At 66.6% G+C, this 18,776-nt stretch carries 14 protein-coding genes and 1 tRNA gene; 2 read left to right on the top strand and 13 right to left on the bottom strand.

Translation table 11 applies throughout. The annotated features are described in order from the left end of the window. Positions 1-114: 114 nt before the first annotated feature. The 6 genes from BLT03_RS07235 to BLT03_RS07210 all read right to left on the bottom strand — a co-directional run bounded on the left by BLT03_RS07235 (position 115) and on the right by BLT03_RS07210 (position 8,273). On the bottom strand, positions 115-3,057 hold the full coding sequence (locus tag BLT03_RS07235; protein WP_092741750.1) for a ribonucleoside-diphosphate reductase subunit alpha: 2,943 nt from the start codon (positions 3,055-3,057) through the stop codon (positions 115-117). Positions 3,058-3,431: 374 nt separating this feature from the next. After that, the gene (gene ampD / locus BLT03_RS07230; RefSeq protein WP_092741748.1) at positions 3,432-4,031 is read right to left on the bottom strand and encodes a 1,6-anhydro-N-acetylmuramyl-L-alanine amidase AmpD; all 600 of its coding nucleotides are present in this window, start codon (positions 4,029-4,031) and stop codon (positions 3,432-3,434) included. Next, positions 4,015-5,526: a sigma-54-dependent transcriptional regulator gene (locus BLT03_RS07225; RefSeq protein WP_092741746.1), complete on the bottom strand. Its 1,512-nt coding sequence runs from the start codon at positions 5,524-5,526 to the stop codon at positions 4,015-4,017. Before BLT03_RS07225 ends, ampD begins: the two co-directional genes overlap by 17 nt. A 17-nt stretch (positions 5,527-5,543) precedes the next feature. After that, entirely contained in the window at positions 5,544-7,250 is a 1,707-nt protein-coding gene (locus BLT03_RS07220; RefSeq protein ID WP_092741744.1) for a two-component system sensor histidine kinase NtrB, read from the bottom strand. A 13-nt stretch (positions 7,251-7,263) separates the two neighbouring features. Next, entirely contained in the window at positions 7,264-7,479 is a 216-nt protein-coding gene (locus BLT03_RS07215) for a PP0621 family protein (protein WP_092741742.1), read from the bottom strand. Further along, positions 7,476-8,273: a cytochrome C assembly family protein gene (locus BLT03_RS07210; RefSeq protein ID WP_092741740.1), complete on the bottom strand. Its 798-nt coding sequence runs from the start codon at positions 8,271-8,273 to the stop codon at positions 7,476-7,478. Before BLT03_RS07210 ends, BLT03_RS07215 begins: the two co-directional genes overlap by 4 nt. Positions 8,274-8,362: 89 nt before the next feature. Here BLT03_RS07210 and ffh point away from each other — a divergent pair, with 89 nt between their 5' ends. Further along, positions 8,363-9,742 (top strand): signal recognition particle protein, encoded by a 1,380-nt coding sequence (ffh, locus tag BLT03_RS07205; RefSeq protein ID WP_092741738.1) that lies wholly within the window; start codon positions 8,363-8,365, stop codon positions 9,740-9,742. A 209-nt stretch (positions 9,743-9,951) separates the two neighbouring features. On the opposite strand, the gene mdoH is transcribed toward ffh, so the two are convergent. From mdoH to BLT03_RS07175, 6 genes are all read right to left on the bottom strand, one after another. Continuing rightward, positions 9,952-12,024: a glucans biosynthesis glucosyltransferase MdoH gene (mdoH, locus tag BLT03_RS07200; protein ID WP_092741736.1), complete on the bottom strand. Its 2,073-nt coding sequence runs from the start codon at positions 12,022-12,024 to the stop codon at positions 9,952-9,954. Positions 12,025-12,428: 404 nt separating this feature from the next. Continuing rightward, entirely contained in the window at positions 12,429-13,829 is a 1,401-nt protein-coding gene (locus BLT03_RS07195) for a sigma 54-interacting transcriptional regulator (RefSeq protein WP_092741734.1), read from the bottom strand. Positions 13,830-13,848: 19 nt separating this feature from the next. Then, entirely contained in the window at positions 13,849-14,559 is a 711-nt protein-coding gene (locus tag BLT03_RS07190) for a hypothetical protein (RefSeq protein ID WP_092741732.1), read from the bottom strand. After that, positions 14,549-16,009, bottom strand: a complete 1,461-nt coding sequence (locus tag BLT03_RS07185; RefSeq protein ID WP_092742033.1) for an ATP-binding protein — start codon at positions 16,007-16,009, stop codon at positions 14,549-14,551. Before BLT03_RS07185 ends, BLT03_RS07190 begins: the two co-directional genes overlap by 11 nt. A 13-nt stretch (positions 16,010-16,022) precedes the next feature. Further along, entirely contained in the window at positions 16,023-17,366 is a 1,344-nt protein-coding gene (miaB, locus tag BLT03_RS07180) for a tRNA (N6-isopentenyl adenosine(37)-C2)-methylthiotransferase MiaB (protein WP_092741730.1), read from the bottom strand. A gap of 133 nt (positions 17,367-17,499) precedes the next feature. Continuing rightward, complete coding sequence (locus BLT03_RS07175; RefSeq protein WP_092741728.1) at positions 17,500-17,922, bottom strand: hypothetical protein; 423 nt, start codon at positions 17,920-17,922, stop codon at positions 17,500-17,502. Positions 17,923-18,046: 124 nt separating this feature from the next. Between BLT03_RS07175 and BLT03_RS07170 the strand changes: the two genes are divergently transcribed. Then, positions 18,047-18,123 (top strand) — tRNA-Met (locus BLT03_RS07170). A 102-nt stretch (positions 18,124-18,225) separates the two neighbouring features. Here the strand turns inward: BLT03_RS07170 and BLT03_RS07165 are convergent. Further along, the gene (locus BLT03_RS07165; protein WP_139160344.1) at positions 18,226-18,729 is read right to left on the bottom strand and encodes a winged helix-turn-helix transcriptional regulator; all 504 of its coding nucleotides are present in this window, start codon (positions 18,727-18,729) and stop codon (positions 18,226-18,228) included. Between the last annotated feature and the right edge of the window lie 47 nt (positions 18,730-18,776).

Genomic DNA, 18,776 nt, shown 5'->3' with positions numbered 1-18,776 from the left:
GAAAGCAGCGCTGCAAAATTAAAAGCGCTGGAGCGTGATGCAGCCATGTTTTTGTTGCTTCACTGCACATGCGCGGCACCCTGAACGATCAGGGTGCCGCGCATGGCGTGCGCATCACTGGCAGGCTTCGCAGGTCGGGTCGTCGATGGCGCAGAACTTCACATCGGTCGCGGGCAATGCCGCGGCCTGTGCCTGCGCTGCGGCCGCAGCGGCTTCGAGCGCGCTGGGCTTGGCTGCGGCGTGTGCGCCGCCGCCGTCACTGCCCGACGAAACGGAGTTGAGCTGACGCGTGTTCACGGTGCTCATCTCGACGTGCGTGGCGCTTTGCGTGCGCAGGTAATACGTGGTCTTGAGACCGCGCACCCATGCGAGCTTGTACGTGTCGTCGAGCTTCTTGCCCGATGCGCCGGCCATGTAGATGTTCAGGCTCTGCGCCTGGTCGATCCACTTCTGGCGGCGCGATGCGGCCTCGACGAGCCACGACGGTTCCACTTCGAAGGCCGTGGAATACAGCGCCTTCACGTCCTGCGGCACGCGGTCGATGGAGTGCAGCGAGCCCTTGAAGTGCTTGAGATCCATGACCATCACGTCGTCCCACAGGCCCAGGCGCTTGAGGTCACGCACCAGGTAGCTGTTGATGACGGTGAATTCGCCCGACAGGTTGGACTTGACCGACAGGTTGCCGAACGATGGTTCGATGGACGCATCGACACCGACGATGTTGGAGATGGTCGCCGTCGGCGCGATGGCCACGCAATTGGAGTTGCGCATGCCGTCCTGCGTGATCTTGTTGCGCAGCGCATCCCAATCGAGCGACGAGGAACGGTCGACTTCCACGAAGCCGCCACGGGCCTTTTGCAGCATGTCGAGCGTGTCGAACGGCAGGATGCCGCGGTCCCACAGCGAGCCCTTGTAGCTTTCGTACTGGCCGCGTTCGCGCGCCAGTTCGGTCGAGGCCCAGTAGGCGTAGTAGCAGATGGCTTCCATCGACTTGTCCGCGAAGTCGACGGCGGCTTGCGACGCGTAGGGGATGCGCAGTTCGTACAGGCTGTCCTGGAAGGCCATGATGCCCAGGCCCACGGGACGGTGGCGCATGTTGGAGGCGCGGGCCTTTTCCACGGCGTAGTAGTTGATGTCGATCACGTTGTCGAGCATGCGCATGGCCGTGGAGATGGTCTTGCGCAGCTTGACGTGGTCGAGCTCGCGGCCGTTCGGGCCGTCCTTCAGGTGACGCAGCAGGTTGACCGAGCCGAGATTGCACACGGCGGTTTCGGTGTCACTGGTGTTCAGCGTGATCTCGGTGCACAGGTTGGACGAGTGCACGACACCCGCGTGCTGCTGGGGCGAGCGCACGTTGCAGGCATCCTTGAACGTGATCCAGGGGTGGCCGGTTTCGAACAGCATGGTCAGGATCTTGCGCCACAGGTCGGTCGCCTGCAGGGTGCGCGAAGGCTTGATCTCGCCACGGGCGGCCTTCTCTTCATAGGCCACGTAGGCCTTCTCGAAGTCGGTGCCGAACAGGTCGTGCAGGTCGGGTACGTTGGAAGGCGAGAACAGGGTCCAGGTGCCCTTTTCCATCACGCGGCGCATGAACAGGTCGGGGATCCAGTTGGCCGTGTTCATGTCGTGCGTGCGGCGGCGGTCGTCGCCGGTGTTCTTGCGCAGCTCCAGGAACTCTTCGATGTCCAGATGCCAGGTTTCGAGGTAGGTACAGACGGCGCCCTTGCGCTTGCCGCCCTGGTTCACGGCCACGGCCGTGTCGTTCACCACCTTGAGGAACGGGACCACGCCTTGCGATTCGCCGTTGGTGCCCTTGATGTGCGAACCCAGCGCGCGCACGCGGGTCCAGTCGTTGCCCAGGCCGCCGGCAAACTTGGAGAGGAGGGCGTTTTCCTTGATCGATTCGTAGATGCCGTCCAGGTCGTCAGGCACCGTGGTCAGGTAGCACGAAGACAGCTGCGAACGCAGCGTGCCGCTGTTGAACAGCGTGGGTGTGCTGGACATGAAGTCGAACGACGACAGCACTTCGTAGAACTCGATGGCGCGGGCTTCGCGGTTGTCTTCCTTGAGCGCCAGGCCCATGGCCACGCGCATGAAGAACGCCTGGGGCAGTTCGATGCGGCTCTTGCGCACGTGCAGGAAGTAGCGGTCGTACAGGGTCTGCAGGCCCAGGTAGTCGAACTGCTGGTCGCGCTCGAACTTCAGTGCGGCGCCGAGCTTTTGCAAGTCGTACTCGAGCAGGCGGGGGTCCAGCAGGTCGTTGTCCACGCCCTTCTGGATGAATACGGGGAAGTAGTTGGCATACGCGGCGCTCATCTCGCCGGGCGCCACGTCACGGCCCAGCACCTCGCGCACGATGGTGTGCAGCAGCAGGCGAGCGGTGGCGTAGGTGTAGTCGGGGTCTTTTTCGATCAGGGTGCGGGCAGCCAGGATCGACGCCTTGTACACCTCGTCCATGGGCACACCGTCGTACAGGTTGCGCATGGTTTCGGCCACGATCGGTGCGGCCTGGATGTCATTGCCCAGGTTGGAGCAGGCCGCCTGGATAAGGCCCAGCAGACGGGCTTCATCAAGGGGCACGCGCTGGCCGTGGTCGATCACATGCAGGGTGGGCACGGCGGGTGCGCGCTGGTCCTGCTGGTGGGCACGCTCCTGCGAGCGGCGCTCGCGGTACAGCACGTAGGCACGGGCGACCTCGTGGTGGCCGCCGCGCATCAGGCCGAGTTCGACCTGGTCTTGCACATCTTCGATGTGGAACGTGCCGCCGCCGGGACGCGAACGCATGAGGGCGCGCACCACGTTCTGGGTCAGCGTGTCCACCACTTCGCGCACGCTGGCCGATGCCGCACCCTGGGTGCCATGCACTGCGAGAAACGCCTTCATCAACGCCACGGCGATCTTCTGCGGCTCGAACGGCACGACGGCCCCGTTGCGGCGAATGATCTGGTAGTGCGCCAACACGTCACTGCCGGGCAGCGCTGCCTGCGATTCGTCCGCGGCCGCGGAAGTTTGGCCAGGGGCATTCGTGGTGGATGAAGGGTTTAGCGCAGCTTGCATGTGAGGGGTCCTTTGGGAGCTGTCGGAAAAGCGGATTCAGCGCAGGAATGGCTGCGCCGAAGCGGAAAAAATGGTGGGGGTGGAGTGCTGGCCCCACACGCTATATCTAGGGTGTGAGATGGTACCAAGACACTACCGGTAGTGTACAGCGCCCTTTGTGCGTGTTCCAGAACATGCTGTTTCCGTCGCTCGGAAGCCTTCTTTCGAGGGCTCTGCAAAGGCTGAAGGAGCGGGGTTTTCGAACGAGGAACGAGGACTGGCGCAGGGCCCAGGGCGTTTCCGCTGCAAGGGCCGCATCAGCGCTGTATCAAAGGTGGGCAGGCGAGTGTCGCGGTTCGGCCGCCGGTTCGCTGGAGGGAAGGGTAAACCCTGAATTATGGCGGCGAGTGGGTTGACTTTTGTGGAAACGCCGAAGACGGCCATGGAAGCTGCGCTTGAAGCCGCATCCAGTCGAAGCCCGGCCCCGGATCCTGCTTTCTTCCCGGGGCAATGTGTTCGTGGCCCGCCACATGCGCGATGGGGTAGCGACTCGGCAAATCGCTGCAAAGCCGGGCCAGCGTGGCGTATTGGGCGGGCGCGAAGGCCTCGCCCTCGAGTCCTTCGAGTTCGATGCCAATTGAGTCGTCGTTGCAGTTGGCGCGGCCCCGGTAGCTCGAAGGGCCCGCATGCCAGGCGCGTTGGTCGCAGTCCACGAACTGCCAAAGCCGTCCGTCGCGCTCGATGAAGAAGTGGGCCGACACCTGCAGTCCCCGGATCCCCGCGTAGTAGGGGTGTGCGTCCCAGTCGAGCGTGTTGGTGAACAACTGGTGCACCTTCCGCCCGCCGTACTCGCCCGGCGGAAGGCTGATCGAGTGCACCACGATGAGGTCGATGGACGCATCGGGAGGTCGGGGGCCGTAGTTGGGCGACGGCTCGCGCGTCGCGCCGCGGTACCAGCCGCCGTCCCAGGCCGACGGCTCACTCGCTGTCGTCATTGGCGTCGTTGTCGTTCGGCGCTGCGATGTCCAGGCGGGCGATGCGGTAGCGGATCTGCCGCAGGCTGATCCCCAGCCGCGCCGCCGTAGCGGTACGGTTAAAGCCGGTTTCCCGCAGGGCGCGCACCAGAATCTCGCGCTCTTGCTGGTCCAGCCAGGCCTGCAGGTCGCTGGGCAGCGCGACGGAGGCGGCCGGGTTGGCGCTGCGCTGGCCGCCGGATGCCTCTGTGCCCGAAGCGGGCGATGCGGCCGGTGCCGCCGCCGCGTCTGAGCGCACCGCGTCGAAGGCCGAGGCGTGCGGGGGCTCGACATGCAGTTCTTCCCCGTCGCTCAGGGCCACAGCGCGGTGCAGCAGGTTTTCCAGCTCGCGCACGTTGCCGGTCAGCGGGTGCATGGCGATGCGATCGAGTGCGTTCTGGGTGAGTGGCGGCACCGGCGCGCCTGATTCCTGGGCGATGCGCGCCAGCAGCGTCGCGCACAGGGCCGGTAGGTCTTCGCGGCGTTCCCGCAGCGGCGGAATGACGACCTCGATGACGTTGAGGCGGTAGTACAGGTCTTGCCGGAAGCGCCCGGACTGCACATCGGCCGCCAGATCGCGGTGGGTGGCGCTGACGATGCGCACGTCCACGGTCTCTTCCGCCGTGGACCCCAGCGCGCGCACGCTGCGTTCCTGGATGGCGCGCAGCAGCTTGGATTGCATGGCGATCGGCAGGTCGCCGATCTCGTCCAGGAACAGTGTGCCCCCGCGGGCGGCCTGGAAGTAGCCGTCGCGGTCTTGCGTGGCGCCGGTGTAGGAGCCCTTGCGGGCGCCGAAGAATTCGGCCTCGAGCAGATTCTCCGGAATGGCGCCGCAGTTCACGGCGACCAGCGGGCCATCGGCCCGTTGGCTGCTGGCGTGCAGTGCGCGGGCCACCAGTTCCTTGCCGGTGCCCGACTCGCCACGGATGAGCACCGGTGCCATGCTGCGTGCGACCTTGGCGATGCGCTGCTTGACGTTGCGCATGGCTTCCGACTCACCGATCAGCCGGTCCAGCGAGAGCGTGGTGGGCGCGCCTCCAGGCTCTTGCGATGGCGCGCGCGGGGACTGTCCGGTGCGGGCCGAACGCGGCGGCGGAACCCCACCGGTCCCCTGGATCGCCGAAGCGACGACCGAGCGGAACTGCTTCAGGTCGACCGGCTTGGTGAGGTAATCGAACGCGCCCGAGCGCAAGGCCTCGACGGCGTTTTCGGCAGACCCGTAAGCCGTCATGACCACGCAGCGTTCGCGCCGCTGCTGGTCGCGCAGTTCGTGCAGCAGTTCCATGCCGAAGCCGTCCGGCAGGCGCATGTCGGTGATCACGGCGTCGAAGCGCTGGGCCTGCAACTGCTGGCGGGCCTCCAGCAGATTGGCCGCCGTCTCGACCCGGTAGCCTTCGCGCAGCAGCGTCAGCTCATACAGAGTGCGCAGGTCAGGTTCGTCATCGACGACGAGGATCGTGGCGGCGTTGGCGTTCATGGAAGGGTGCGGGCTGGTCAGACGACGATTGTGTCAAACAGCGTGGCGTTCGGGTCCTGCGGCCGGGCGTTCTTGCGGAAAACCACGGTAAATGCGTTGCCGCCGACGGCGCCCCGCGGCAGGGTGCGGGTCAGGCGCTGGTAGCCGATCGATGCGCCGTGCCGCTGGCACAGCTCGCGGCAAATGTAGAGCCCCAGGCCGCTGGAGCGGCTCTCCGAAGAAAAGAACGGCTCGAACAGATGGCGCTCGACCGTCTTGTCCAGCGGGGCGCCGTCGCTCCACACCTGAAGCCCCACGGGGCCTGCGGCGCTCACATAGGTGGCCACATAGAGCGAATCGGGTTCCTGGCCCATGTAGCGCAGGGCGTTGTCGAGCAGATTGACGATCACGCGGCGCAGGTGCTCGGCGTCGAACTCCACGGGGACCCGGTCGGCCTGCAGTGCCAGCTGGGCCCGGCGTTTTCCAGGGTCCTGCGCCTGCCAGTCGGCCCAGACCTGGGCGACCACGTCGCACAGCACGATGGTCGAGGCCGGCGCGTGGCTGATCTGGTGCTGCACCCGGGCGATGTCGAGCACCTCCTCGGCGATGCGCGCCAGCCGCTCGGCGTTCTGCTGCACCATGTGGGCCAGCCGCTTCTGGCCCGGCTCATGAAGTTCTTCTTCGAGCAGGGCGTTGGCTTGCATGATGGCGGCCAGCGGGTTGCGGATCTCGTGCGCCACGGCGGCCGACATGCGGCCCATGGACGCGAGCTTTTCGGTGCGAAGCCGCGCTTCCATTTCGCGCAGGTCGTGCAGGAACATCACGCACAGATGCTCTCCCCCGGTTTCGCGGGCAATCTCCTGCGACGAAGTGAGCCAGGCCCGCACATGCAGCGCCAGCGGGCTTTGGCCCGGGTGCAGTACATCCACATCGGCGCTCTGCGGCTGGCCTTTCAGGAAGGTCTGCCGCGCCATGGCGAGCAGGGGCTTCCAGGGCGACGAATGGCCCATCGAAAACGGCAGCGCATGGCGGGCGTTGGTGCCCAGCAGCCTCAGCGCCGCCGGGTTGGCGATGCGCACGGTGTCCCGCTGGTCCAGCACCAGCACCCCGTCCGACAGGTTGTGGATGACCAGGGCGCTCACCTGCTCCTGCACCTTGGCGGCCATCTGGCTGGCCTGTGCCAGTTGCTGTTCGCGGTTCAGGCGGGATGCGAGCTGGTGCACCAGGTAGGCGACGATAAAGTAGCCCGTGCCGGTGAGCGCCGTCTGGAAATAGCGCTGCGTGGCGTCTGAGCCGCCGCTGCCGCCCAGCCACCAGGCCCAGGCCAGCAGCAGCAGCGTCACGGCGGCGGTCGTGCCCAGCGCCAGCGTGAGGGTGCCCAGCACGCCCGCCATCAGGATGGGCAGGCCGAACAGCGGCGTGAAGTTCATCGAGCCCACATGCAGCACCTGCAAGGTGCTGATCAAGGCCAGGTCCACACCGATCGAACACACCCATTGCAGCCATGAATGCGGACCGGGCGGCGAATGGCCCGCCAGCACCAGCAGCAGCACGGTGGCCACTAGGTAGCCGGCGCAGATGCCCAGCAGGAGCGGTTCGTACGACTGGTTCAGCGCCACGCCCAGGCCCTGCAGCAGCAGCAAGGCGGCCGCCACCATGATGCGGCCCGACAGGAAGCTGCCCCACAGCCGGGCGAACGGCGCGTCGGCGGACCGCAGGGCGCTGGCGCGCTTCAGGGCTGGCATGGGTGCGGGCTTTTCACGCCGGCCCTTGGCGCTGGTGCTCGGGGCTGCAGTAGCTCGGGCCGCCGTCGGTCAATGCCTCGGACCGGGGAATGTGCACACCGCACCGCGCGCAGGACACCATGGCCTGCGGCAGGGCAGGGCGGGCCGCCGTCTGCGGGGGCACGGCCCGGCGGCTGCGCCACACGCCGAATGCGATGACCAGCACCACCAGCAGGACGAGGTACTTCATGCGGTGCGCCCCAGCACCACTTCGAGCACGAACCGGGAACCCACATAGGCCAGCAGCAGCAGCCCCGCGCCGGCATACAGAACGCGCACCGCGCTGCGACCGCGCCAGCCGAAACGCGCCCTGCCGATCAGCAGCACCGCGAAGGTCAGCCACGACAGGACCGAGAAGACCGTCTTGTGCTCCCAATTCCAGGCCCGGCCATACAGCGTTTCGCCGAAGAGCCAGCCGGCGACGAGCGTGGCGGTCAGCAGCACGAACCCCGCCATCACGAAGCGGAACGTGAGGCGCTCGAGGGTGAGCAGGGGAATGCCGCTGTGCGGGTCCGCCGCCTGGCGGATCTTGCGTTCGGCACGCGTCATGAGCCAGGCGTGCACCACGGCCGCGGCGAACAATCCGTACGAAGCAATGCCCAGCGCCAGGTGCAGCGGTAGCCAGGCCGACGCGTTCACGTGCAAAGGCTGGCCCGGAAACAGCAGCGCCAGCAGCACCGCGACAGCGCCCAGCGTCGCCAGCGCCCACCGGGCCTGGAGCTCGGGAAACATCTGCCGCTCGACGGCATACACGGTGAGAACGAGCCACGCCGTCATGGACAGCGCGGGGGCAAAGCCGAAGTGCGGGGTGTTTCCGAGCAGGCCCCAGGCGAGCACGGCGGCGTGCAGCACCCAGGCGACCCAGAGCGCGGTGCGGCCGCTTTGGGGGCCGAATCGTGCGGCGGCTGCGGCAGGGGCCGCGTAAGCCACCGCCGCGGACAAGGCCAGCAGCCAGCTGACAGGAGACGCACTGGGTAAAATCATGGTCTCACAGTTTAGCCCTTCGCCCGCCTCCGGCGGACCTGCCTGCGGCACCAGCCGCCCGGCGCCAAGGGCACTTCCGGAACACTCCTATGGCCTCCGCCCTTACCGAAAAACTCACGCGACTCGTCAAGGAGATGCGCGGCCAGGCCCGCATCACCGAATCCAACGTGCAGGACATGCTGCGCGAAGTGCGCATGGCGCTGCTGGAGGCCGACGTGGCCCTGCCCGTGGTGCGCGACTTCATCGCCCGCGTGAAGGAAAAGGCCCTCGGCCAGGAAGTGCTGGGCTCGCTCAAGCCGGGGCAGACGCTGGTGTCCATCGTGAACCGCGAACTGGCCGCCACCATGGGCGAAGGTATCGCCGACATCAACCTGGCGGCCCAGCCGCCGGCGGTGATCCTGATGGCGGGCCTGCAGGGCGCCGGCAAGACGACCACCACCGCCAAACTGGCCAAGCACCTGATCGAAAAGCGCAAGAAGAAGGTGCTGACCGTGTCGGGCGACGTGTACCGCCCGGCCGCCATCGAGCAGCTCAAGACCGTGACCGCGCAGGCCGGCGCCGAGTGGTTCCCGAGCACCGCCGACCAGAAACCCCTGGACATCGCGCGCGCCGCCATCGACTACGCCAAGCGCCATTACTTCGACGTGCTGCTGGTGGACACCGCCGGCCGCCTGGCCATCGACGAAGCCCTGATGGCCGAGATCAAGGAACTGCACGCCGTGCTGAACCCGGTCGAGACGCTGTTCGTGGTCGACGCCATGCAGGGCCAGGACGCCATCAACACGGCCAGGGCCTTCAAGGAGGCGCTGCCGCTCACCGGCATCGTGCTGACCAAGCTGGACGGCGACTCCCGCGGTGGCGCGGCCCTGTCGGTGCGGCAGGTGACCGGCGCGCCGATCAAGTTCGCCGGCGTCTCGGAAAAGATCGACGGCCTGGAGGTGTTCGACGCGGAACGCCATGCCGGCCGCATCCTGGGCATGGGCGACATCGTCGCGCTGGTCGAGCAGGTGAGCGCGGGCGTGGACATGGAGGCGGCGCAAAAGCTCGCCGCCAAGGTCAAGAGTGGCGATGGCTTCGATCTGAACGACTTCCTGTCGCAGCTGCAGCAGATGAAGCAGATGGGTGGACTGTCCAGCCTGATGGACAAGCTGCCCGCCCAGTTCACCGCCAAGGCCGGCCAGGTGGACATGGACAAGGCGGAGAAGGACATCCGCCGCAAGGAAGGGATCATCCAGAGCATGACGCCGCTGGAGCGCCGCAAGCCCGAGCTGATCAAGGCCACCCGCAAGAAGCGCATCGCCGCCGGGTCCGGCGTGCATGTGCAGGATGTCAACCGCCTGCTCAACGAGTTCGATCAGATGCAGGGGATGATGAAGAAAATGAAGGGTGGCGGCCTCATGAAGATGATGAAGCGCATGGGAGGCATGAAGGGTCTGGGCGGCGGCGGAATGCCGAAGCTGCCGTTCTGACCGGCACCCGGCCGGCGCCCCGCCATGCTGTGGCGCGGTGGCGGTGGCATGACCAGTCTTGATGGGTTGCTATAAAATTAGTAGCTATACACCCTAGTGGATCATGCGCTGGAGGCCAAAAAGACCATTGGTCTTTGGCGTGCGCACGGTGACGGCGCACAGCGATCGTCACTGTGCCTGACCAGCATCGGGCGGCAGTTTGCTGCCGCTCAGGCCGCCTTCAGCACCGGGGCTGCAGAACGCTGGGGGCGGTTCTTCAGCTGCGTGGCGTGCATCCATGCACGGCGCAGGACGGGTGGCGACCATGCCTCTTCGGGGATCAGCAGCAGGCGCTGAGCGCGCACCGCGCGTCCCAGGGCGATCTGGCTGGAGACCACCACCAGCGGGATCGACAGGGCCAGCGGCAGGCCCACGGGCATCAGCCAGATCAGCGCGCTCGGGTCGATCAGCGCCACGCCCACACCCAGCAGGGCGATCACACCGGTCATGGGGGCCAGTTGGCGGACGGCATCGCTCCAAGGCACGGCGTTGGCTTCGCGGGGAGGCGATTTCCAGTCCAGCTTCAGGCCGGTGAGGGCGATCAGCACGAACAGCGAATGGGCCAGCATGCGGATCGGGGCTTGCAGGATGGCCAGCACGCTTTCCAGACCGGCGCTCTTCAGCAGGCTGGCGGTGCCGCCGTACTGCTTTTGCTCACCCTTCATGAGGATGGCCGTCACGCCCAGTGCGCGAGGCAGGAACAGCATGCACAGCGTCCAGGCCCACAGCGCCATCAGTTCGCTGGGCAGGATGTTCCAGTCGGACACCAGCCGCGCACCGGCCAGCCACAGGGCCGTGCCGAAGGTGATGAAAGCCAGCCACAGGGGCGCGGACAGGTAAGCCATGGCGCCGGTCACGAACATGGCGCGGTGCACGGGGTGGATGCCGGGCTCGGCCATCAGGCGGGCGTTTTGCAGGTTGCCCTGGCACCAGCGGCGATCGCGCTGCAGTTCGGACAGCAGATCAGGCGGTTGCTGCTCGTAGCTGCCGACCAGGTCGGACACCAGCCACACGTGGTAGCCGGCGCGGCGCATCAGGGCTGCTTCCACGAAGTCGTGCGACATGATGCCGCCGCTCATGCCGCCAGTGCCCTTGATGGGGGCCAGCGCGCAATGTTCCATGAAGGGTGCGACGCGGATGATCGCGTTGTGGCCCCAGTAATGGGACTCGCCGAGTTGCCAGAACTGCATGCCGAGGGTGAACAGCCGGCCCGTCACACGGGAGGCGAACTGCTGTGCACGGGCGTGCAGGGTGACGTGGCCGATGGCTTGGGTCGCGGTCTGGATGATGCCGGCGCGGGGATACGCTTCCATCAGCTTGGCCATGGAAACGATGCAGTCGCCGCTCATGACGCTGTCGGCATCGAGCACGACCATGTAGCGGTAGTCCTTGCCCCAGCGGCGGCAGAAGTCGGCCACGTTGCCGGCCTTGCGGTGGCTGCGGCGGGTGCGCAGGCGGTAATACACCTCGACCTGCGGCTGGTTGCCGTTGGCGGCCAGGGCGGCGCGCAGCTCTTCCCAGGCGGTGCGTTCGGCAGCGGCGATCTTGGGGTCGTAGCTGTCGGACAGCACGAACACGTCGAAGGTCTTCGCCTGCCCCGTGGCAGCCACGGATTCGCAGGTTGCACGCAGGCCGGCGAACACGGTGGCCACGTCCTCGTTGCAGATCGGCATGATGATCGCGGTGCGCGCATCGGGGCTCAAAGGCTGGTTGCGCACGCTGGCGGCCGACAACGCGTGGGCGTCGCCGCGCAGCATGACCCAAAAGCCCATCACGCCGGTCAGGAAGCCGGTGACGACCCAGGTGGAGAGCAGGGCGAACAGGGCCAGTTGGCCGTATTCGAGCCAGGCGCTGTCGTAGCTGGGCTGGACGCCGGCGAACAGGGTAGTGGCCAGCGCGCTGCTGGCGACCGTCAGCAGCATGAACACCAGGCGGCGCTGCTGGGCGGCCTGCTGCCACGTTTCGGTCAGTTCGGAGCCTTCGGCCGGGCGGTTGCGCTGGCCGTTCAGGCGCATCAGCAACGCGGTGCCGATGCTGTTCCAGAAACCGCGCCAGGGCAGCGGCGCCATGGAGCCGCGGTGCACGGGCGGTGCGGTCACGGAATTGGGATGGCGCTCTTCGCGCATCGTGCTGCGGCTGGAGGCCACGGGACGGGGGTATTTGGCACCGCGCTTCGCCACCACGGCGGGTGCATGCGCTACGGCGCCGACACGTCCTACACGGGAAGATTGATGTGGGTCCATGGTTCCCTCATTGCGGAGTTGGGTTGTCGTTGGGGAAGAAGCACTTGTCCGGCTTTCGGCGACAAAGGCGCCGGAGGCCGAAGACAGGGCCAGACGCGCGGAGACTTCGCCCTGGCTTGCCCGTGCCGGTTGCTGTCCTGTGGCCGGTGCGGCGACAGGCGTCCGGTTCGCAGAGGCACTGGGCACCTGCGGGGCTTGGGAAGGAGAAAATTCTTGCGTCATGCCGGTCTATAGGGCAAACCCTGTGCCAGCTCCAAAAAGTCTTTTTAAATCAAAGACTTATGACGCAATCGGGCTGTAAGTGGTTGTGCAGCGCCGCAAAACCGCTCGAAAAGGGTCGAATCTGTCGGGATTCGGCGACCAGTCCGAGGGGTGGGAGACGAATTCCCTTTTAAATCAACGATTTAATCGTGTCGCTCTTCGGCGACATCCTCGGCCCCCCCCGCGTCGGCCTTGAAATGGCCGGGGGTCAGGGCGTGCTTTTGCAGCAGCCGGTAGAACTCCGTGCGGTTGCGCTGGGCGAGGCGGGCGGCGTCGGCCACGTTGCCGTCCGTCATCTTGAGCAGGTCCACCAGGTATTCGCGCTCGAACCGGTGGCGGGCTTCGGCGAAGCTCAGCACCTGGGCCGAAGGCGTGCGCAGCGCGCGTTGCACCAGCCCCAGCGAAACCAGGGGTGTCGTGGACAGTGCGCAGGCCTGTTCCACCACGTTGTAGAGCTGGCGCACGTTGCCTGGCCAGGCCGCGGTGGTGAGCGCCTTGAGCGCCTCCGGCGAGAAGCCGGACAGGCGCTTGTCGTATTTGCGGGCGAGGTTGTCCAGGAAATGGTTGGCCAGCAGCGCGATGTCCTCGCGCCGGTCACCCAGCGTGGGCAGGGTCAGCGTCACGACGTTGAGGCGGTAGTACAGGTCTTCCCGGAACTGCGCGGCGGCCATGGCCGTCTCCAGGTCGCGGTGGGTGGCCGAGATGATGCGCACGTTCACCGGCGTCGCCTGGCTGGCGCCTACGGGCCGCACGGCCCGTTCCTGCAGCACCCGCAGCAGCTTGACCTGCAGGGCCGGCGGCATATCGCCGATTTCGTCGAGTAGCAGCGTACCGCCGTCGGCTGCCTGGAACAGGCCCTTGTGGTTGGTCACGGCGTCGGTGAACGCGCCTTTCATGTGGCCGAACAGTTCGGACTCGAGCAGCGCTTCGGGAATGGCGCCGCAGTTCACCGCCACGAAGGGCCGGTTGGCGCGGGGGCTGGCGCGGTGGATGGCCCGGGCCAGCAATTCCTTGCCGGTGCCGCTGTCGCCCAGCAGCAGCACGCTGGCATCGGACTGGGCGACCATGTGCGCTTCGGCCAGCAGGTCCGCCATGCGGTTGGAGCGGCTGATGATCTCCGTGCGCCAGGCATCGTCGGCCCGGGTGGTCTGCGCGGTCGGGGTGCTGAAGGCCAGGGCCTGCGCGATCTTGTCCAGCAGGTCCTTGGCGTCGTAGGGCTTGGTGAGGTAGGTGAACACGCCTCGCGCCGTGGCTTCCACCGCGTCGGGAATCGTCCCGTGCGCGGTCAGCAGGATGACCGGAAGCGATGGGTGGCGCGACCGGACCTCGTCGAACAACGCCAGGCCGTCCCGCCCTGGCAGGCGCACATCGCTCAGCACGAGCTGGGGCCGGTCGATGTCCAGTTGGGCGAGCGCGGCCTCGGCCGAGGTCACGGCGGTGACTTCGTAGCCCGCGCCCTGCAGGCGCAGCGACAGCAGCCGCAGCATGTCGGCGTCGTCGTCCACCACAAGGATGCGTTGGCGGTGTCCGGAAGAGGCTTTCATGGTGGCGATCGGTTGGCGGTCAGCGTTGGGGTTCTGCGGCGGGAGGGGGTTGCGCGCCCTTGGCCGGGTCGTTGACGCCCCCGGGCCGCGCATTCAGGCTGCGTTCGATGGCCCGCATGGCCTCCAGCCGGTCGTTCAACTGGTCGATCCGCCGCTGGGCATCGCGCAATTGCTGGTTCTGGCGGTCCAGCTGGTCTTCCAGCCGGCGCTGCTGCAGCAGCCGGCCTTCCAGCAGCCGGGCCAGGGGATGCAACGTGGGCGCGGGGGCCGTGTTGTCGGCCATGACGCGCTGCACCAGCCCGAGCGCACGGGCGGTATCGGGTGCCTGGCGCGTGTGCATCAGCACGATGGCCAGTTGCAGCGTTTTCTCGGGCGACGGCTGCTGCGTGTTGGACAGCTGCGTGATCTCGGCGGCAAGCTCGGCCGTGCCCATGCTGCGTGCCTTGTCGGCGTACTGCAGCATCTGCCGCGGAATGGACGCACGCGGGCTGCCGTTGTCCTTGGCCGGGGCTTCCGTCACCGGCGGTGGCGGCTCGTCCGGCTCTTCCTTCGGCGGCGGCGCAGCCGGTGCCGGCGCTTCCACGGGTGGAGGCGGCGGAGCCACCACGGGCGGCTCATTGGCGCAGCCCGCGCTCAGCAGGGCCACCGCCAGCAGCAGGCCGGCCGGTCCGGCGCGGCGTGCACCGCAGGCCGCGCGGGGGACAGTAAGCGACGGGGATTCAGGAGACATGGGGCAGTTCAATGCGGAAGGGGGTGCGTTCGCCGTCCTCCACGAGCGTGACGTGGCCGCCGTGGGCGCTCACGTATTCCTGGACGATGGACAGGCCGATGCCCGTGCCGCGCGCGGCGTCTTCGGGTTGGCGCACACCCCGGTAAAACGGTTCGAAGATGCGAGAGCGGTCATTCTCATGCACTCCCGGGCCGTCGTCCGCGAAATCGACCCGAATCCGGTCGGCAAAACGTGACAAGGTGATCCGAATCGTTCCACCGCGCGGCGAGAACCGGATGGCGTTCGACAGCAGATTGCTGGCCGCCGAGGCGATCTTTTCCGCGTCGATCTGCAGCGACACCGGACCGCCTTCGACCACCACGTCGAGCTTCTTGGCCTGCCAGTGCAGGCGCTGCGCCTCCACCTGGCTTTCGATGAGCGCCAGCAGATCGGTCTCTGCGCGGCGCAGCTGGCGTGCCTCGAACGCCGCCGCGTTGAAGCGCAGCAGCGCCTCGATCTCGCCCTGCAGCACCAGCGTGTTCTGGTGCAGGATGTCCACCACCTCGCGCTGCCCGTCGGTCAGTTCGCCGGTGACGCCGTCCTGAAGCAGCGCTACGCCTTCGCGCATCGAGGCCAGTGGCGTTTTCAATTCGTGGGAGACGTGCCGCAGAAAGCGCGCCTTGTCGGCATCCAGCTCCAGAAGCCGCATGCGCAGCCATTCCAGTTGCTGCCCCACCCGGCGTATGTCCACCGGGCCGGAGAGGTCCACCGCCTGCGACAGGTCGTTTTCACCCAGCAGGCGGATGGCGTGCTCCATGCGCTTGAACGGCCGGGCCAGCCAGATGCCGAAGGCCAGGGCCAGGGCCAGGGCCAGCACGATCACGCCCACCACCTGATGCGTCACTTCGCGCCGGCTGGCCTCGATCTTTTCCAGCAAGGCCGTGCTGCGCTGCGCGTTCATGTCCTGCACCGTCTGCGCGATGGTGCCGTTCAGCGCATCGAGTTCGAGGAACAGCGCTGCCACGACCCGCTCGTTCTCCAGCGACAGCGCCGCAGGCCCGTCCAGCAGGGAAGTGACTTCGCCCAGGTGCTTGCGCCACAGGTTGGGCAGGTCCGACGGCAGGCCCTTGGTTTCCAGCCGCTGCAGGATGTCGCGGGCCTCGGCGGACACTTCGTCGAACCGCCGGCGCAGCGATTTGTCGGCCAGCACCAGCGATTGGCGCGCCGCGCGCTCCAGCGTCTGGCTGCGCCCGTTCAGGCTCTGCGCCGCCGCGGTGAGCTGGATCGCCTCGGCCGCGCCGTTGCGGCTTTGGCCCATGAGCTGTTCCAGCGTGAAGATCGCCCGCAGCGAACTGGCGCCCAGCAGCCCGGCGATCAGCAAAAAGGCCAGCAACAGCATCTGCTGGAACGAGAGGCCACCCAGGGCCGCAACCCCTTGCTGCCGGCGCAAGAAGCGCATCGCGAATCCCATGCCCATGCGGCCCTCAGTGCGCCAGCGCAGGCTCGCGCACCACCACCTCGCCGCGCAGGGTGTAGGCCTTGGCTTCGGTGATGGTCACGTCCACCATCTGCCCCACCAGCCGGGGCTGGCCGACGAAGTTGACGACCCGGTTGCATTCGGTGCGGCCCATCAATTCGTTGGCGTCGCGCTTGGAAGCGCCTTCGACAAGGATGCGCTGCACGGTGCCCACACGGCTTTCGCTGATGGACTTGATGTTGCCGTTGATGACGGCTTGTAACTCTTGCAGGCGCTTGAGCTTCACCTCATGGGGCGTGTCGTCGTGCAGGCTGGCGGCGGGAGTGCCCGGACGAGGGCTGAAGATGAAGCTGAAGCTGTTGTCGAAATGCACGTCGTCGATCAGCTTCATCATCTTGCGGAAATCCTCCTCGGTCTCGCCGGGGAATCCCACGATGAAGTCGCTGCTCATTGCCAGGTCAGGCCGGATCGCGCGCAGCTTGCGCACCGTGCTCTTGTATTCCATGGCGGTGTAGCCGCGCTTCATGGCCATCAGGATGCGGTCCGAGCCATGCTGCACGGGCAGGTGCAGGTGGCTGGCCAGCTTGGGGATGCGGGCATAGGCCTCGATCAGCCGCGGCGTGAATTCGTTGGGGTGGCTCGTGGTGTAGCGGATGCGCTCGATGCCGGGAATGTCGGCCACATATTCCAGCAGCAGCGCGAAGTCGGCGATCTCCGCCGTGTCGCCCATCTTGCCCAGATAGGCGTTCACGTTCTGGCCCAGCAGCGTGATTTCCTTCACGCCCTGGTAGGCCAGGCCGGCGACCTCGACCAGCACGTCCTCGAACGGACGGCTCACCTCTTCGCCGCGCGTGTAGGGCACCACGCAGTAGCTGCAGTACTTGCTGCAGCCCTCCATGATCGAGACGAAGGCGCTGGCGCCCTCCACGCGGGCGGGCGGCAGGTGGTCGAACTTTTCGATCTCTGGAAAGCTGATATCCACCTGCGGGCGGCGCTGGCTTTCGCGCTGGGCCAGCAGTTCGGGCAGGCGGTGCAGCGTCTGCGGGCCGAACACCACGTCCACATACGGTGCGCGCTTGATGATCTCGGCACCTTCCTGGCTGGCCACGCAGCCGCCCACGCCGATCTTCACGCCCCGCGCCTTCAAATGCTTGATGCGTCCCAGATCGCTGAAAACCTTTTCCTGTGCCTTCTCACGCACCGAGCAGGTGTTGAAGAGGATCAGGTCGGCCTGTTCCACGTCCAGCGTGGGCTCGTAGCCCTGGGCGGCATGCAGCACGTCGGCCATCTTGTCCGAGTCGTACTCGTTCATCTGGCAGCCGAAGGTTTTGATGAAGACTTTTTTGCTCATGGGGAATCTCTGGTGTCGGTAGCGCTGCCCGCGGCCACCAAGGCAATGGGCCGATAGCGCGCGGAGCCGGTCGTGCGGCTTGGGGGAAAAAGGGATGGCGCGTTCAGCAGCCGCAGCGTTGGAGGTGCCGGGCCTATCGCTTGGGGATCTCGGACTCGAAGATGAAATTGCGGCCCGTCGAATTGGCGCCCTTGCGCGGCAGGGCGGCCTCTTCCTTGCTCAGGATCCAGGCCGTCAGCAGCATGCCGGTGCTGGCCTCGACCACATAGTTCACCGTGTACTTCTGCCCGATCACCGAATGCGCCATGACGAGCGTGTTCTGCGGGCTGAGCAGGCGCATTCCGGGCGCCATGCGGATGGCCTTGCCATCCAGCTCAGCATCGACGGTGCTCTTGATGGCGAGCGTGCCGCGCAGGGCATTTTCGGGAAAGGTGCGCAATCCACCCAGGGGCGCGACCACCTGGGCCGCAGCGGGCAGGACCGCGCCGGTGAGCAGGGCGCCGGCCAGCAAGGGCGCGAAGAGAAAAGACAACGGAGCAGTGGGGCAGCGGTTCATGGTTTACATCCAGGGGCTGGGGGCGCGATTTTACGTGCAGGCCCGTCGAAGCGCCGTCCGCGGCAGCAGGGAAGCTAAGAAAAGGGTTGAAAGCGAAAAAAGTCGCGATATAATCGAAGGCTTAGGCGCTTTAGCTCAGTCGGTTAGAGCGATGGAATCATAATCCACAGGTCCGCGGTTCGAATCCGTGAAGCGCCACCAAACAGAAAAAGGGGCTGCGTGAAAACGCAGCCCCTTTTGCATTTCCGGCCACACTTTCTGGCCGCACTACGCCCCAAGCCGATGGCTGGGGCCTCCCGGCACTTACATCGCAGGCACTTCCGCCAAGGCCGGCGCCTGTGTCGCCAACGCCTCTTCGTCGTACCGTTCCCGCGCGGTGCGGATGCTCCCGTGGTGTTGTTCTGCCCATTGCAGCAACTGCGACAGCGGCACCATCACCGATCGGCCCAGGACCGACAGCCGGTACTCCACGCTGGGCGGCTTGGTAGGAAAGACGTGCCGGGTCAGCAGGCCGTCGCGCTCCAACGACCGCAGGGTCTGGGCCAGCATGCGCTTAGAGATGTCGGGCACGGCGCGCTGCAGGGCGCCGAAGCGCAATGGGCCGGGGGCGAGCGTGAGCAAAATCAACGTGGTCCATTTGTCGCCGATGTGGTCCAGCACGTCGCGCACCGGGCATTTGGAGAGGTCCAGGCCCTCTGGCCGGTCGCGCATCCAGGCCTGGGTGGCGGTCAGGACTTCGAGGGCTTCGGGTGCCACTTTGGCCACGGGAGCCAGGGCCGGGTGGTGAGCTTCAGGTAACCAGGGCATGAAAAACTGCCTTCTTGTGGAAGTTTGGGCGGTTCCTAATATAGACC

This window comes from Paracidovorax valerianellae (genome assembly GCF_900102625.1).
GTDB classification, from domain to species: Bacteria; Pseudomonadota; Gammaproteobacteria; order Burkholderiales; family Burkholderiaceae_C; genus Paracidovorax; species Paracidovorax valerianellae.
This window is presented reverse-complemented; position numbering and strand designations above follow the sequence as displayed.